The 16,114-nt window shown below is 63.8% G+C and carries 14 protein-coding genes and 1 pseudogene; 8 read left to right on the top strand and 7 right to left on the bottom strand.

Annotated elements, in window-relative coordinates:
* Window positions 1-272 precede the first annotated feature (272 nt).
* Complete coding sequence (locus IVA74_RS38825; RefSeq protein ID WP_247353148.1) at window positions 273-827, top strand: PAS domain-containing protein; 555 nt, start codon at window positions 273-275, stop codon at window positions 825-827.
* 223 nt (window positions 828-1,050) lie between these two features.
* The gene (locus IVA74_RS38820) at window positions 1,051-1,842 is read left to right on the top strand and encodes a Crp/Fnr family transcriptional regulator (protein WP_247353146.1); all 792 of its coding nucleotides are present in this window, start codon (window positions 1,051-1,053) and stop codon (window positions 1,840-1,842) included.
* 278 nt (window positions 1,843-2,120) lie between these two features.
* Here the strand turns inward: IVA74_RS38820 and IVA74_RS38810 are convergent, their stop codons facing one another.
* Window positions 2,121-2,612: a phasin gene (locus tag IVA74_RS38810; RefSeq protein ID WP_247353142.1), complete on the bottom strand. Its 492-nt coding sequence runs from the start codon at window positions 2,610-2,612 to the stop codon at window positions 2,121-2,123.
* A 492-nt stretch (window positions 2,613-3,104) separates the two neighbouring features.
* Between IVA74_RS38810 and IVA74_RS38805 the strand changes: the two genes are divergently transcribed.
* Entirely contained in the window at window positions 3,105-3,533 is a 429-nt protein-coding gene (locus IVA74_RS38805; protein WP_247353141.1) for a cupin domain-containing protein, read from the top strand.
* Between the two features lie 281 nt (window positions 3,534-3,814).
* Window positions 3,815-4,321: a GNAT family N-acetyltransferase gene (locus IVA74_RS38800; protein ID WP_247353278.1), complete on the top strand. Its 507-nt coding sequence runs from the start codon at window positions 3,815-3,817 to the stop codon at window positions 4,319-4,321.
* Window positions 4,322-4,378: 57 nt separating this feature from the next.
* On the opposite strand, the gene IVA74_RS38795 is transcribed toward IVA74_RS38800, so the two are convergent.
* The 4 genes from IVA74_RS38795 to IVA74_RS38780 all read right to left on the bottom strand — a co-directional run bounded on the left by IVA74_RS38795 (window position 4,379) and on the right by IVA74_RS38780 (window position 8,999).
* Window positions 4,379-6,373, bottom strand: a complete 1,995-nt coding sequence (locus IVA74_RS38795) for a DEAD/DEAH box helicase (protein WP_247353277.1) — start codon at window positions 6,371-6,373, stop codon at window positions 4,379-4,381.
* Window positions 6,374-6,683: 310 nt separating this feature from the next.
* On the bottom strand, window positions 6,684-7,196 hold the full coding sequence (locus IVA74_RS38790; RefSeq protein ID WP_247353140.1) for a hypothetical protein: 513 nt from the start codon (window positions 7,194-7,196) through the stop codon (window positions 6,684-6,686).
* Between the two features lie 112 nt (window positions 7,197-7,308).
* A complete protein-coding gene (locus tag IVA74_RS38785) occupies window positions 7,309-7,737 on the bottom strand; it encodes a VOC family protein (RefSeq protein ID WP_247353139.1) in 429 nt (142 codons plus the stop codon).
* A gap of 110 nt (window positions 7,738-7,847) precedes the next feature.
* Complete coding sequence (locus IVA74_RS38780) at window positions 7,848-8,999, bottom strand: zinc-binding dehydrogenase (RefSeq protein ID WP_247353137.1); 1,152 nt, start codon at window positions 8,997-8,999, stop codon at window positions 7,848-7,850.
* A gap of 415 nt (window positions 9,000-9,414) precedes the next feature.
* Between IVA74_RS38780 and IVA74_RS38775 the strand changes: the two genes are divergently transcribed.
* From IVA74_RS38775 to IVA74_RS38760, 4 genes are all read left to right on the top strand, one after another.
* Complete coding sequence (locus IVA74_RS38775; protein WP_256467583.1) at window positions 9,415-10,662, top strand: MFS transporter; 1,248 nt, start codon at window positions 9,415-9,417, stop codon at window positions 10,660-10,662.
* Window positions 10,663-10,713: 51 nt separating this feature from the next.
* Window positions 10,714-11,880 carry an MFS transporter gene (locus IVA74_RS38770; protein ID WP_247353133.1) on the top strand — a complete coding sequence of 389 codons (1,167 nt, stop codon included), beginning with the start codon at window positions 10,714-10,716 and terminating at the stop codon, window positions 11,878-11,880.
* A gap of 68 nt (window positions 11,881-11,948) precedes the next feature.
* Window positions 11,949-12,560 carry a PilZ domain-containing protein gene (locus tag IVA74_RS38765; RefSeq protein WP_247353131.1) on the top strand — a complete coding sequence of 204 codons (612 nt, stop codon included), beginning with the start codon at window positions 11,949-11,951 and terminating at the stop codon, window positions 12,558-12,560.
* Between the two features lie 331 nt (window positions 12,561-12,891).
* Window positions 12,892-13,518, top strand: a complete 627-nt coding sequence (locus IVA74_RS38760) for a transglutaminase-like cysteine peptidase (protein ID WP_247353129.1) — start codon at window positions 12,892-12,894, stop codon at window positions 13,516-13,518.
* 124 nt (window positions 13,519-13,642) lie between these two features.
* Here the strand turns inward: IVA74_RS38760 and IVA74_RS38755 are convergent, their stop codons facing one another.
* A complete protein-coding gene (locus IVA74_RS38755; protein ID WP_247353128.1) occupies window positions 13,643-15,331 on the bottom strand; it encodes a CYTH and CHAD domain-containing protein in 1,689 nt (562 codons plus the stop codon).
* Between the two features lie 261 nt (window positions 15,332-15,592).
* Window positions 15,593-16,012, bottom strand: a pseudogene (locus IVA74_RS38750) (amidohydrolase family protein); the annotation flags it as partial.
* Window positions 16,013-16,114 lie beyond the last annotated feature (102 nt).

Genomic DNA, 16,114 nt, shown 5'->3' with positions numbered 1-16,114 from the left:
AACTGTTTGACGCCTGTGTACAGGCCTCGCCGAGAACCTGGAGAAAAGCGGCGAGGCTTGCGACTGCGGTCACCATAGCAGCGGGGCGGCGGACGGAAAGCGCATAGTTAATTTAACGTTAACGACGCAAAGGCAGCGCCAGGGAGGCCGAAAACGCCTCCACGGCATGGACGGTGCAAATCCCCTCCTGCACAACAACACAGGGATCGCGGCTGCACTGAAGCGGGACAGGATTGTCCCGCGAGGTTGCGCCCCGGGATAAGCGTTCAGTCATGAAACATCCGTCGAACCGCGAGTTCTTCGCGTATTGGGATCAGAAGCGCGGCACCGAGCGGGCCCCTGACCGGGCCGATATCGATCCGGCTGCCGTGCGCGGCCTGCTCGGCGACATCTTCGTGCTGTCCTGCGAGCCCAATCTCGGCTTCCCGTTTCGCGTCGCCGGCACGCGCGTCTGCGCGCTCGCAGGATGCGACCTCAAGGACGCGAGCTTTGCAGCGCTGTTCAACGAGGCCAACCGCCGCGAGATCGAGGAGATCACGACCGTTGTCGCCGACGAGAGCCTCGGCGCGATCGCCGGTATCACCGCCACGCGCGAGGACGGCAGCAAGGCGCATCTCGAGCTGTTGCTGCTCCCGTTCAACGCCCGTCCGCATACGCCGGTAAGCGTGACAGGCGTGCTTGCGCCATTCGACGACGAATGCGGCGCGCTTGGCCCGTTCACCCTCACCTCCTGGCGTTATCTGCACCAGCCGGAGAAGCTCTTGGCGCGCGCGATCCGCAAGCTGCAGATCGCACGCGGGCTGATGGTGTATGAGGGACTGAGGTAGGAGTGACCCTCGTCTCAGGGCGCGCAGCGTTTGCAAGCCGCCCGATCTTCATTGCAGTCAGACGCGCCGGCCCCCCGGCACGCAGGCTCGCGATCCGTGATTGGAACCTTATCTGTTGAAGTGCGTTTATCCGCTCGCCGTCGCTGGTGTCTGCGCGGCAACGCGGCTCGGTCGGAGGCGATGCGTTTGCTAGCCGCCGGGCCTCCGTCGAGGGGCGATTCCCGTGATGGAGCACGCGACGAGAGTTGGTAATCGCCTGTTAGCTGCGTTACCGCCGGCCGACTTCGCTTTGCTTGCACCGCATTTGCGGAAAGTACCGCTCCAGCACGACGCAGTCCTGGTCGGGTCGGGCGACCGCATCGAACATCTCTACTTCCCCTGCAGCGGCGCGATCGCCCTCATCATGGAGTTGCCGAACGGACAAACGGCCGCAACCGCAGTGATCGGCAACGACGGCGCCGTCGGACTCATGACGGCGCTCGGGCCCGTCCGATCCCCCCTGACCGCGGTTGTCCGCGTGGCCGGGACCGCACTGCAGATCTCGCCCGCGCGATTTCACGCGATGCTCGAACGCAGTCCCGCCGTCGCAAGCGCGGTTCAGATTGTCACCAGGGCGTTGATGACGCAATTCCTGCACGTCGCGGCCTGCAATGCGCTGCACTCCGTCGAAGCGCGCCTCGCCCGCTGGCTGCTGCACATTCACGATCGGACGGATGGCGGTGATGTCCTGCCCTTGACCCAGGAGACGTTGTCGGAATTGCTCGGCGTCCGCCGTACCACGGTCACGCACGTCGTGAGTGCGCTTCGAACATCAAGGGCGATCAAATCCAATCGACGCGGCCAACTCGAGATCGACAGGCAACGGCTCGAGGTCGTCGCATGCGAGTGCTACAAGGTGATGAGCCGCAGGATCGATCGGATCGTTTCGCAGGATGCGTTAAGGCTCCTTCACGCCGCGCCGGCGCGGGACGGCTGCCCACCTCCGGACTTCCCATTCGCCAAGACCGACTCGTAAACCCAGGCCTCCCTGGCGAACCACTCGTGCGTCGCTGCGCACATCCGGCAATAGGTACGCGAAAAGAACACAGTACTGCAGCGAAACCTTTCGCCATCCATCTCGATGCCTGTCGGAATTGCGCTCCCCGTTTCCGGACACTTGATCATCACCATACCCATCCTGATTTCCCTCCAGCTTGGCATCACCTCACGGCAAGGCTGGCCGCCATCGGCTGGACGGCGTCTCTTCTTGCGAAGACGCTCGTCCAGCCGATCCACGTGGCCAGTAGCTTCGATTCAAGCAGCCCTATGCAGAACCCGGTTGAAGCTGTTCTTGATCGGCTCGGCCGTCTCGGTCGCGACCTTCTGGGCCAGATCCCAAAGCTCCCGATTCTGGGCGGAAGCCGCTTCAAAGGTCTTGCGGCCGTGAGCGGTGGAGAGGTTCACGAGGTCCGCAAACGACTTCGCGTCTGCAAGCTGGGAGAGGAATTCCAGCGCGGAGCTGGTATTGTTGTTGGATATTTCGATGACCTTGGTGCCGTAGTCGGCGGCACGCCTGGCATTGGTCGAACAGGCATCGCGGAGAGCTTCGGTGATCTCCTCGGAAGTCGCCTTCATCTGCTCGAAATTTGCCTTAGCCCGCGTGGCGGTCGGCGCGGCGAGATCGCCGAAGATCGCCTGGATGTTGAAAAACGGTATGTCGAATTTGAAGTTTGCATTTCCGTTCGCCGTCCCATTCGGCGGAGCGGCATTCGTTTCGGCTTTCACATTGGCATCACTCACGGGCATTCATCCTTTCAAGCGAAACTAGATAATGGATTGAAGACTCCCCGACGCGCCCAGGTGCGTACTGCACCGGGACCCCAGTGCCTCTACTTTCACGATGGTGGGATGCTGCTGCATATGCAGCTCTTGCCCCCTGCCGGAGGCAACTATGACCGACGAAGGTCGAAGCTTCGGTTCGCTTTCGGACTCTTGACTTGAATTAGTTCGACTCGTGCGATGCTGCGGCGCAATCAAAATTCTGCATCTTTGAAGTTGCTGCTGTTGCATGCGCCAACCTGAGATCAGCGCCGGCGAGCTATTAAGAGGCTCGATCCCGGAGCCGTTTGAGCCAGAATGTTCTGCCGCTTGCGCAACCGGCAGGTCGACCTGCAACGGTCCCTGTGCGATAAATTGGCCGGTCACACGCGGGCTGTATCAGGGGGCTGCGGTAGTTCTCGTTTCGACGTGAGCGAGCGCCGCGATCTCGATGCAGCCTCTCACCTGGACGAAACGACCATGTCCGACATCATCAATTTCGGCTCGCTTCAGCTCCGCTTCCTGCAGAGCAAGGATGACACCGGCGGCAGCGTCGATATTTTCGAAATGACGTTGCAGCCGAATGCGCGGATGCCGATCCCGCATTATCACGACCGCTGGGACGAAACGATCTACGGGCTGTCCGGCGTCTCGACCTGGACGATCGATGGCAAGCAGAACGATCTCGGCCCCGGAGAATCCGTCTTCATCAAGCGCGGCATCGTGCACGGCTTTACCAACCGCTCGACCGGGCCGGCGACATGCCTGTGCATCCTGAGCCCCGGGGTGCTGGGCACGCAATATTTCACGGAGATGGCCGCGCTCCTGTCGGCAGGCGCGCCACCCGACCCCGCGAAGATGAAAGAGACGATGCTGCGCTATGGACTGGTGCCGGCGCCGGCTGCGTGAGCCAAGCTCGCCGCCCAGCGGAAATGGCCGGTCCCGCGCTAGCGATCCATCACGGTCGGCGACGCGGCGAATGCGGTGGGAATCATCGCGAGCGATATTGCGAGCGTGAGCGCGAGGCGGATCGAGGACGTCATGGTATCTCCTGTCATGCAATGGGCTTGCATGGGGTAGGACGCCGCGCGAGCCGTGGTATTCCTGAGATGACGGCAAAGATATTTTTCGCTGCGTGCCTCGTCGCATCGGAATAAACTGGGATGATCAAGACGGAACCACGGATCGACATGAGCAAGCCGCATTGGCGTCCCGCGCGCGCCTCCGACCTGCCGGCGATCAGCGCGATCGCAGCGCGCATCCACCCCGATCTGCCTGAACGCCCCGAGGTGTTCGCGGAAAAGATGCGGCTCTATTCCGATGGTTGCCGCGTGCTTGCCGCGGACGACGGGATCGCCGGCTACGGACTCGCCCATCCCTGGACGCAACACCGGATTCCGCCGCTCGACGGCTTCCTCGAACAACTGCCCGGCAATGCGGACTGCCTCTATGTGCACGACGTCGCGGTGCTGCCCGGCTTTCGCGGCGGCGTCGCGGGCGATTATGTCGCTGCGATCGAGCAGCTCGCGCGCGCGTCAGGGATCGCGACGCTCGCGCTGGTGTCGGTCTACGCCACGCGGCCGCTGTGGGAACGCCTCGGCTTTCGGGCCGTCACGGCGAACGCGGAGCTGCGTGCAAAGCTCGCGTCCTACGACGACAACGCGACCTACATGCTCCGCGATCTCGCTGCGACGTAATGCCCCTTCACGGTGCAGTCCCGCGGCAACATTCTTGCCGACGCCGGAACGCGGCCGTCAGTCTCGATGCTTCTTTTTCGTCTTCGGCTTCTTTCCGGGTGCGCTCTTCCCAGGCCACGAAGTGACCGAAGGCTCTGCGTGGCCCGGCTTGTTCTTGTGCTTCTTTTTCTTTGCGAAGGAAGGAGCATCGTCGAATTTCGGTCCGCGCTCGCCCTGCGCCTTGTCGTATGGCTTGCCGTGTGGTTTGCCGTGCGACTTGAACCCACCCGGCTCGCGCGGGCGATCGTCGCGACGTTCACGATGGTCGCTGTCGCCGCTCTCGCGCCGAGGCGCGTGGGGCCGCTCTTCCGAAGGCGCCTGCCGCTGCGGCGCATCCGCCATCGACTCGATGCGGATATTGTCTTCCTTGTCCGGACGCTTGATCTTGGCGGCGAAAGATTCCACGACCCGCTCGGAAATCTCGAACTCGGTCGTGGTGTCCATGATCTTGATAGCGCCGATATCGTTCTTGTCGATGCCGCCACGGCGGCAGATCATCGGCAACAGCCAGCGCGCTTCCGCATTCTTGCGTCGCCCGATGTTGGCCCGGAACCAGACGGTGGCCTCCCCCATGCCGTGACGCGGCGAGGATTTCCCCTTGGAGCGCGGCCCCGCAGGGCGATCATCGCCGCGCGAGGTGCGGACATCGTCGCGCGGTGCGCGGGCATCGTTGCGACCGCGATCGTCGCGCGGCCGGCTGCTTCGCTCGCCCGGATCCATGATGTCTTCGGGCGACGGCAGCCGCGCGCGATAGAGCCGTGCGAGCGACGCGGCGATCTCCTCAGCCGACCGCTCGGCCAGCAACGCCTGCGCCAGCGCCAGATCGTCGGCGGTCGTCTCCTCGGTGAACAACACGTCCTTCATGCGCTCGTGATCGAGCTTGCGGATCTCATCCGGTTGCGGCGCCGTCCCCCAGACCGCGTCGATCCCCGACACATTCAGCAGCATTTCCGCACGCCGCCGTCGCACGGGCGGCACCAGCAGGATACTCGTCCCCTTGCGACCCGCGCGACCGGTGCGGCCCGAGCGATGCTGCATAACTTCGGCGTCGTTGGGCAGGTCGGCATGAATGACAAGGTCGAGGCTCGGCAGATCGATGCCGCGGGCGGCGACGTCGGTCGCCACACAGACGCGCGAACGTCCGTCCCGCAGCGACTGCAGCGCCGTGGTTCGCTCGTTCTGCGTCAATTCGCCTGACAGCGCGACCACCGAGAAGCCGCGCTCCAGCAGCGCCGCCTGCAAATGCCTGACGTGATCGCGCGTGCTGCAGAAGACCAGAGCGCTCGGCGCCTCGTAGAAGCGCAACACGTTGACGACCGCATGCTCGGCATCGCCGGGCGCGATGCGGATCGCGCGGTACTCGATATCGGCGTGACCGCCTTCGTCGCCGGCGACCTCGATCCGGAAGGCCTGCTGCTGATATTGCTTCGCCAGCGCGACGATGCCGCGCGGGAACGTGGCCGAGAACATCAGGGTGCGGCGCGTGTCCGGCGTGGTCTTGAGGATGAACTCCATGTCCTCGCGAAAGCCGAGATTGAGCATCTCGTCGGCCTCGTCGAGAACGACCACCTTCAATTCGGAGATGTCGAGACGGTTGCGCCGCAGATGATCGCACAGCCGGCCTGGCGTGCCGACGACGATGTGCGCGCCGGCCGCAAGCTCGCGCTGCTCGCGCCGCGGATCCATGCCGCCGACGCAGGAGACGACGCGTCCGCTTGCATGCTCGTATAGCCACGCCAGCTCGCGATGGACCTGCAAGGCTAGCTCGCGGGTCGGCGCCACGATCAGGGCAAGCGGTGCACCCGCCCGCTCGAACCGCTCGGCGCCATCAAGCAGATCCTTGAACAGGTCCTTGGCCATGGCCAGCCCATAGGCCAGCGTCTTGCCGGAGCCGGTCTGGGCCGAAACCAGCAGGTCGCGGTCAGTGGCCTCGTCGGTGAGCACGGCGAGCTGAACGGGGGTCGGACGGTCGTAGTTGCGCTCGGCCAAAGCTCGGGCGAGCGGCGGACTCATGGTCGGAAAAGACACGGGATAAAACCTTGGTTGGTCCAGGCGCGGAACGTTGAGCCGCGCGACCTGAAGCTGCGTAGGCGGCAAATGGTCCAGCCGCACGCGTGGTGATTTGATTTGCACGCTCTTTACGCCAAGCGCGGGCAAATCACCATGCCTATGACGCATGGCTTTGGCGGCATCGAGAATAAGCTTACCGCTGGCGCCACCCACTACATCCAGCGTTTTCCGGCCGTTTTTCCGCATATAGCGAAATTTTGCGTCAAAGCCACCACCGCAGCGTGCAAGCTCGCATAGAGACGACGCGCCGGCCCTAATCCCGGGAGGTCACCAGCCTGCCGAAGCTGCCGACCAGCCTGACTCTTGCCCGCGCAACAGTGTCCTTCGCCGCGCGGCTCAAGGCGCGGACGGCACGCCAGGCCTCGGTTGCTTGCAGCCATGCCCTCACCTCGGCGAACTTCCCGTAACCCCAGGCGAAAGCCGGAATCCGCATCAGCTTGTCGCGCGTGAGATGGAACAGGCGCTCGACCAGCACGAGCTTGAGCAACTCGCCGACGATGAGAGTGGCCGCGGCGCACACGAACTGACCAGTTGCCGCGAGATAGGCCGCCACAGGCTTGATTGGCTCCAGAATGATCACGGGCACCGAAAACAAGGCGAGCGACGGATAAGGCGGCAGCGATCTGATCCAGGCGCGCAATCGCCTGAATTGGAAATGCCGCCCAATCCAGCGCGAGATTGGCCTCGCCAAGGCCATGAAGACCGCATCCACCAGGAAGTAGATGGCGGCCAGGATGTAAGTGACTGGTTTCAGGATTCGCTTCACGATACCTCTCTCGCGAACTGAAAGCCGGAACTGGGGTCTAAGTTTCACCCCCGCGTGAATAACTCGCGGATTCCGATGGAACTTTTTGGACATCGGCCCGCCTCGGCAAGCTTCAGATCTCCGCATAGACCTCCAAAAGATTGCCGTCGGGGTCGCGGAAAAACAGCGTCCGATGCCCGAACGACTGGTTCGTCGGCGGCGACAGCAGCGCAACGCCCTGCCGCACGAGTTCGTCAGCGCACGCATCGACTTCGGCCGCGGACACCTTGAAGGCAAGCTGCAGCGAGGCGCTGCCCGCTGGCGTCGGCGCATCGGCCGCGGTCCGGCTCGATTTTGCGAGAGCGAGCGTGTTGCTGCCCAAGCCGTACTCGATCCAGTTCGACGACAACTCTCGCAGCAGCGGAAACGCAAGGACGTCTTCATAGAAGCGGCGCATCGCCACCATGTCGCGCACGAAGATGATGGTGTAGTCGATCGCGCAGATAGCGTGGAAGGGGGAGCGCGTGCGTTGGTCTGGTTCGGGTGTCTCGTCCATCATCATGCCTTTCATTCCAAACGTCCGCACGCAGCTCGTATGGAGCTAGCGGAATATGAGGAGCCACAAGCGAGAATCCCGGCTTACGCTACAGCGCAATCCGGGCCACGAATTTCTCACTCCACCAATTCCGGCCACGGCACGATGGTCGACTTCACCGTCTTCATCGCCATGGCGTCCCTGACCGCCTGCGCGACGCCTTCTTCCGTGAAGGGGTAGATCGTCTGCATCTTGAGCCAGGGATATTTGTCGCGGGTGCGATAGAGCATGTCGACGCCGAGCGGAAGATCATTACCGGTAAAGCCCCAGGATCCCAGCACGTTGAGGTCTTTGGTGCAGATGCGGTGCCAGGACGTCTCGATCGAGCCGGCGTCGGTGAACTGGCCCATCTCGACATAGGTGCCGCCGTCGCGCAGCATCTCGATGCCTTCGGGGCCGGCGGTCGGATGGCCCGAACAATCCATCACCAGATCGGCGCCGAAGCCCCCGACAATCTCGCGCACGCGCGCGATACGATCTTGCGGCGATTTGATCTCCTCGATGTTCACAGTCGCCTCCGCGCCGAATTCGCGCGCGAGCTTGAGCCGCGGCTCCTCCGGCGCACCGACGCAGATCACGCGCCCTGCTCCCATCTCCTTTGCGGCCGCGACGGCGAGAATGCCGATCGGACCCGAGCCCTGGATCACCACCGTGTCGCCCCAGGTGAAACCGCCGGCTCGGCCAGCGCGGTTGAAGGCGCGGATGCAGGAGGTCAGCGGCTCGGACAGCGCCCCTAACCGCAGCGACATGTCGTCGGGCAGCTTGTAGATCTTGGTGCCCGGCAGCATGTCGAGATCGACATAGACATATTCGGCCCAGCCGCCCCACATGTGAGGCGCTTTGTCGAAGCCGAGATATCGGCCGTAATAGACCGGCGTCAGGCACTTGTTGGCGACTTGCGGATAATGGATGCAGTAATAGCAGCGGCCGCAGGGCATCAGCGGCGGGATCATCACTTTCGATCCCACCTTGAGCGGCTTGCTCATGAAGTCTTCGGTGAATTCTTCGCCGCATTCGACGATCACGCCGCCGATTTCATGACCGAGCGTGAACGGCCAAGGCAGCGGCTTCGGCCAATGTCCCTTCAGAATGTGCAGGTCCGTGCCGCAGACGCCGCACGCGCCGACCTTGATCAGCGCGGCCTTTTTGCCGACCTTTGGCCATGGCACGCTGCGGATGACAGGCTCGCTGCCCGGTCCCGCGTGGGTGCAGACGCGGATCTGTTCCATGGCTGTTTCCTCGCTGCCCGCTTTTGTTATGGTTGGTGGTGCGGGCTAACGGGAAGCGTATGTGAGATGCGCGGTTGTGCCAAGGTGCGGTCTCGTAGCCCGCACGAGCGAAGCGGAATGCGCGACCGGCGCTCCCGGATTTCACTGCGCTCCGTCCGGGCTACGGCGCCTGCCACATTCACCGCCGTCATCCTGAGGTGCGAACCTTGCGATGCATTTGCATCGCAAGGTGAAGCCTCGAAGGATGGGCCACAGGCGCTCGCGGCCTATCCTTCGAGGCGCGCAAGGGCGCGCACCTCAGGATGACGGTTGCGCTTGTGGCAGCAGCGCATGGCTGACGTCCAAGCACACCCAAGTATCTTGAGCGCTTACCGGCGAACGTGTAAGGCCCCAGGAGTCCCACCCAGGTGCCCTCTTGAACCCCCTCCCCCAAAATCCTGTCGCTGCGTCCGGATCGTTCGCGGCGATGAAGTCGGTGCCGTACCGGCTCCAGTTCATGGCTTACGTGCTGGCGATGATGGCTGACAATATCGAGCATGTGATCAGCTATTGGGTGGTGTTCCAGAAATTCCATTCGCCGGCGCTCGCGGGCTTTGCCGTGCTGTCGCACTGGCTGCCGTTCCTGTTGTTCTCGGTCGCGGTCGGGGGTCTCGCCGACCGATTCGATCCGCGCCGCATCATCCAGTGCGGCATGCTGCTGTTCATCGTAGCGTCGAGCGGATGGGGCTTCTTCTTCATCACCGATACGATCCAGATGTGGCACGCGATGCTGCTGCTGGTGATCCATGGCTGCGCCGGCGTGTTGTGGCAGACGCCGAACCAGCTCCTGCTCTACGACCTCGTCGGTCCCGCCGATCTTCCGAGCGCGGTGCGGCTGAACGCGATGGCGCGCTATCTCGGCATCCTGGTCGGGCCTGCCGTCGGCGGAATCATCATGCTGACGCTCGGCACCTCGCATGGCATCATCTTCAACACGCTGTTCTACCTGCCGATGCTGCTGTGGCTGTTCTGGGCGCCGGTACGACACAAGAGTGTCGCCGTGCGGCGCTTCGCGGTGCGCGGCCTTGCCGACATCATGCTGACGACGCGCGCGATCGGCACGCAGCCGGTGCTCACGGCGATGACATGGCTTGCCGGCCTCACCTCCTTCATGATCGGCAACGCCTATCACGCCCAGATGCCGGGCTTTGCCGGCGATCTCGGCCACGGCGACCCCGGAATCTCCTACAGCGTGCTGCTCGCGGCCGATGCTGCCGGCGCGCTGCTCGCGGGGATCGCGCTGGAATCCTGGGGACGGCTCAAGGGCACGCCGCGCACCGCGATCATGCTCGCCATGTTGTGGAGTGTGGCGCTGCTCGGCTTCGCCTCGGTGCGGATCTATCCGGTTGCGATCGTGCTGTTGTTCTTTGCAGGCTTCTTCGAGCTGTCGTTCAACACCATGGCGCAGGCGCTGGTGCAGTTGAACGCGCCGTCCGACATTCGCGGCCGCGTCGTCGGCCTCTACAACATGGCGGGGCTCGGCATGCGGGCGTTCAGCGGCATCACCGTCGGGCTATCAGGTGCGGCGATCGGCATTCACTGGTCGCTCGGCCTGTCGGCCGCGGTGCTGCTGGCGCTGCTGAGTCTCCTGTACCAGCGCGCGGTGAGGAAGGCAGCCGGTTGACTCCGGCCTCGCTCCACCGCACCCTCGATACAGGGCTGGGGAGATGAGGCGTTGCGCAATCGCTGGGGCATTCTTGCGATCCTGTTCGTCGTTCGCCTCACCATTGCGTTCCAGTTCCAGAGCGTGGCTGCCGTCGCGCCGCTGCTGCAACAGACTTTTGGAGTCGGGCTCGCCGATATCGGCATCCTGATCGGGCTGTATTTCACACCCGGCATCGTGCTGGCGCTGCCGGGCGGCGCGATCGGCCGGACCCTTGGCGACAAGCCCACGACCATCGCGGCACTGCTGCTGATGACGGCCGGCAGCCTGGTCATGGCCGCCACCGATGTCTGGGGCTGGCAGATGGCGGGCCGGCTTGCCTCCGGCGCCGGCGGCGTGCTGCTGACCGTGCAGCTCACGAAGATGGGCACCGACTGGTTTGCCGGTAAGGAGATCGCCACCGCGATGGCTATCTTCGTCAACTCCTGGCCGGCGGGCGTTGCGATCTCGCTCCTGGTGCTGCCGGCAATCGGCACCGCCTATGGCGCGGGCACCGTGTTTCTCGTGGCCGGTGCGCTGACCGCGATCGGCATTGTGCTGATCACGTTTTATCAACCGCCGCCGGGAGCCACCGCCAGCGCGGCCGGCTCCGGGCGGCTTGATCCGCTTGCTCTCTTGGCGGTGATCGTCGCGGGCGCAATCTGGGGCCTCTATAATGTCGGCTTCGCCATGATCTTCTCGTTCGGCCCATCACTGCTCGCCGAGCGCGGCTGGAGCATTGCCGCGGCGGGATCGGCGATCAGCCTCGTGATGTGGCTGTCGGTGATCTCGGTGCCGGCAGGCGGCTATCTCGCCGATCGCTTCAAGCGGCCGCTCGTGCTTGCGATCGCGGCCAGCCTCGTGCTGGCGGGGCTGCTGGCCTGGCTGACCCGATCCGACGCCGTGATCACGATCCTGGTCCTGATCGGCCTGATCGGCGGCCATCCGGCCGGCCCGATCATGAGCCTGACCGCCCGCGTGCTCGTGCCGGAAACGAGGGCGATCGGGATGGGCGTGTTCTACACTCTCTTCTATGCCGCGATGATGCTGGGACCGGCGGTGGCGGGGCGACTCGCCAAATCGGCCGGGACCGCCGCGGTCGCGCTCGACCTCGGCGCACTGACGGTGCTGGCCTGCCCGCCGCTGATGTGGCTTTTCGAGCGCATCGTGTCTGTCCGTAATCGACGCGCCCAATCCTAACGCGGCATTAACCCTGTGCACCTTAGGGTCGTCCCGGACTCCGCCAGGCGGGGGGTCGGGTTGTGAAAATGGCGTTGGCGAACAAAAAATTTCTTCCGGCCGCCGAGGAACGTCGGCGTTTCCAGCGGGTGAAGGTTCACCTGCTCGGCCGCTACATGCTGCCGGACCGCCGTGAATTCCCCTGCCAGGTGATCAACATGTCGCCGGGCGGGCTGGCACTGCTGGCCCCCGGCATCGGCAATGTCGGCGACCGCGTGGTCGCCTATCTCGACCATATCGGCCGCGTCGAGGGCAAGATCACCCGCATCATCGACAATGGCTTCGCCATGACGGTGGGTGCGACGCCGCGCAAGCGCGACAAGCTCGCCGCACAGCTCACCTGGCTCGCCAACCGCGACATCCTCAATCTGCCGGAAGACCGCCGCCACGACCGTATCGTGCCGCGCAACCCGATCGCGGTGCTGACGCTCGAGGACGGCACAAAGATGACCTGCCGCATCATCGACCTCTCGCTGTCGGGCGCCGCCATTGCCGCCGAGAACCGGCCGCCGCTGAACTCGACGGTTCTGCTCGGCCGGGTGCAGGGCCGCGTGGTCCGAAACCTCGAAGATGGCTTCGCGCTCGAGTTCATGCATTCGCAGCCGATCGAGACACTCGAAGAGAGCGTTACCGCGCGGTAAAGCGCGAAGGCGCCAAATCCCCTGTATTTCAAGCCCTGAAGGCGGCCTCCGCGATGCGGACGCCGCCTTTTTCATGGGTCGTGACGAGCCTCGCGCGGGTTAATGCGAGGACTGCGGACGCGTGCAAACAACGGTTCCGCCAGCGTTTCCGCGTTAATCGATAAAATTTGAATCAATTGCAGTCATATCGAATTTTATTCGAATTTGATTCAAGTATAGTTTGAATTCGTCGCGCCTTTTACTTGTATTCGTCTCGACTTTACTTGGCCGATTTAGCGGCAACTCAAAAGCTGCGTGCGCAATGTGGTCCCAACAAGAAACGGGGGCCGCAATGTTTGATTTCAGGGGACAGGGGAAGGGAATGGCGCTGGCCGCCATCCTCTTCGGGATGAGCACGGCAGCGCAGGCCGGCGAAGGCCGTCTGCTCTACGCAAGCCTCGGCGACACCACGCGTTCGCCGATCGGCTGGGTCGAATTCTGTGCGGATAATGCCGCTCAGTGCCAGGGCGCGCCGACGCAACCGCGCGACATCGTGATGTCGCAGGCCGCATGGCGCGACCTCGTCAAGGTCAATCGCTGGGTCAACGAGACCGTCAAGCCTTTGACCGACCAGGAGCACTGGGGCGTGATCGAGAAGTGGTCGCTGCCGTCGGACGGTTACGGCGACTGTGAAGACTACGTGCTGTTGAAGCGCAAGATGTTGATCGATGCCGGATGGCCGCGCGAGGCCCTGCTCATCACCGTCGTGCGCGACAAGAAGGGTGAAGGACACGCGGTGCTGACGGTGAAGACCGACAAGGGCGAGTTCGTTCTCGACAATCAGAACGAGAACGTCGTTGCCTGGACGGACACCGGCTACCGCTTCGTCAAGCGACAGTCGCAGAGCGATCCCAACGTCTGGGTTTCGCTGGGCGATACCAGGCCGGCGGTCTCCACCGCCAGCGCAAGAGACCAGTAAGAACGAGACAAGGAGTTACGCGACCCGGTCACATCCCCACCCCTCCCCGTCCCAGACCGGTTCGCGCGCGGCCAGGCTTCCCCCAAAGCCTGGCCGCAACTTTTTTTTGGGGATGTCATTTCGTTCAATCCTGCTGCGTCTGCCGCGACCAGGGCACGCGCGCGGCGGTGAAATCGCGCCACGTGCTTTGCAGGGCGGGCTGCACCCCGACCGACGCGCGCGCCTGCCAGCCGGCGATCGCCGCCGCGGCGGTGGCGCTGTCAGGCTCGGCACCGAGCCCTTCGAGCAATGATGCCGTGACCGCCATGTCATTGAAGGCGCCGAGTTGCTCCTGCAAGCCGGCGAGCCTGCGCGAGAATTTTCGCGCGGATTTGCGGTCCTCGTAGAGCGGCAGCAGGAACTCGCTGAGATAGCGCAGCCGCTTGGTCGCGAGCCGCACCCGGTGCAGATCTTCCGCCGCAAGCGACTTGAAGCGGCGGCCGCGCTTGAGCAGCTTCGCATGTTGCTCCGACAGAATGCGCTGCGCGAAGTTGACGGCGGGCTCGGCGAGCCGGCCGGGGTCTCCGGCGGCGACGTCGTTACGCCAGCCCCGCGTCTCGATCCAGTTTCCGAGGCCGATCAGGAACGCGGTGCAGCGGCAATCGTCAAGCGCGTGATGCGCCTTGCGATAGGCGTCGGACCGACGCGCGGCCGCAACCCGGCCCAGCGCATCGAAGCCTGCGACCGACGGACAGGCCTTTGCGATGGTCGGCAAGGTCTCGAGCCGGAACACGTCCCAGTCACGCGCGGCGGAGAGGTCTTGCGCCAGCCATCTGGCTTCCGACCGCAGCGCATCGAGATTGCTGAGCGCGCCGACCGATCGCATCAGGTCCAGCGCCGATCGAAGCCTGCGCAGCGAGACGCGAAGCTGATGCACCCCTTCCGGATTGCGACCGTCCTCGGCCGCGGGCAGTGATTGAAGCAAATGGAGGAAGCAGGAGCGCAGGATCGTCGCGAACGCCTCGTCGAGCGTAACCGACGCATCGAGGCGAAGTTTTCGCGGACGTCGCGCCGAGGGCGGTTTGTCGGCGGCAAGATCGAAGCCGCGCGCCGATTTGGTGCGAACCGACGGCTTCACCGCCCCGTGCTCGGCAAGCCGCAATGCGATCTCGTAGATCGCGCTCGCGCTGCCGCTCTTCAGCTCAAGTTCGATCTCGCTCACCGGTAACGTCCGGTCGCCGGCCGTGAGGACGCCCCGGTCAAACGCGATTTCGACCGTGCCGGACGGCAGGTCAATCATCCGCGCATGACGATGAACGTCGGCCGTGAACACCGCTTCGAGCGGCTGCGCTTCGAGATGGCTGGGAAGCTTCTCCGCAATGAAGGGCATCGCCAGAGCCAGGTCGGGCGCAAGCGACGACACCCTCGCCTCCCACTCGCCGCGGCGCAGTGGATCATCCACCGCATCGGTTTTCACGGTTTGCACGAAGCGTGCGCCGCTCTGACGAACGCGCAAGCTCAAGCCGTTGCGACGCAGCGTCCGTTCCGGCGTGTCATAATAGACCGACTTGAGATGTTTGCGCGCGCCCTTGTTGCGCGCGTTCGCCGCGATGACCGGCGCTGCGTTGAAATGCGCCATGCGATCGGCATCGACGAGAAGCTTGAGCTCGATTTCACCGGCGTGCCGCGCGGCGGCGTTCGACTGGGTTGGCCCGGGTGCGGGCGTCGTCTCTTGCGATGGCGTCTGGTCGATCACAGCGCCCTCGATGATCCCTGGTTCCGCGCCGGGCTCGGCCGGTTCACGCTGCCTGAAGAAGCCGGCGACGACTTGCATTCTCTTGTCGTCTTTCGAGACAGGATTCCCGTCCGGCGCGCTCGAAGTCTTGCGAGCCGGCTTAGCGTCTGATTGAGCATTCCCGGTGACATGACACTTCAATGACAGAGCGCCATTCTATAGCCGGTACCGTCCGCAAGGAATAGTCACGTTACGCCGCGGTGTGTGGCCGTCGACACGATGTCACGCGCAAAAATCGGGCAACGCCTGTCACAATCCGGCGTAACGATGCGAATTAAATTGCTGCACTGCGCGTGCGCGTCAGCGCGCCAGACTGTTCTTGTAGATCCTGCCGCCCTTCATGATCAGCACAAAATTCTTCGCGGGATCTTCGACGAGATTGATGTTGTCGAGCGGATTGCCGTCGACCAGCAAGAGATCGGCAAGCGCGCCCTCCTCCACCACGCCGAGCTTACCTGGGTAAGGATTGCGCAGGCCTGACAGGTTCAGCAGCTCCGCATTGGTCGACGTCGCCATCGCCAGCGCTTCGGCCGGTGTGTACCAGCGCGTCAACGCGGCCAACATCGAGCCCTGCTTGTCCGCCAAAGCCTTCGAGAACAGCACGTCAGTGCCGAATGCGGTTTTGATGCCGTACTTCTTCGCCAGCGCGTAGACGCGATCGGTGCCGGCAACCACCTGCCGCATCTTATCCTGCTCCGCTGGCCCCAACCCCGCCGCGGCCTGTCGAATTCACACATATTGCGGAGGAATTTGATTGCTGATTCCGTGAGTTGAGTGATGATTCGCGGGAGCGAGCGATGTCTGGGATGGATTACGGTCTGG

The organism is Bradyrhizobium sp. 132, assembly GCF_023074185.1.
Lineage (GTDB): Bacteria > Pseudomonadota > Alphaproteobacteria > Rhizobiales > Xanthobacteraceae > Bradyrhizobium.
This window is presented reverse-complemented; position numbering and strand designations above follow the sequence as displayed.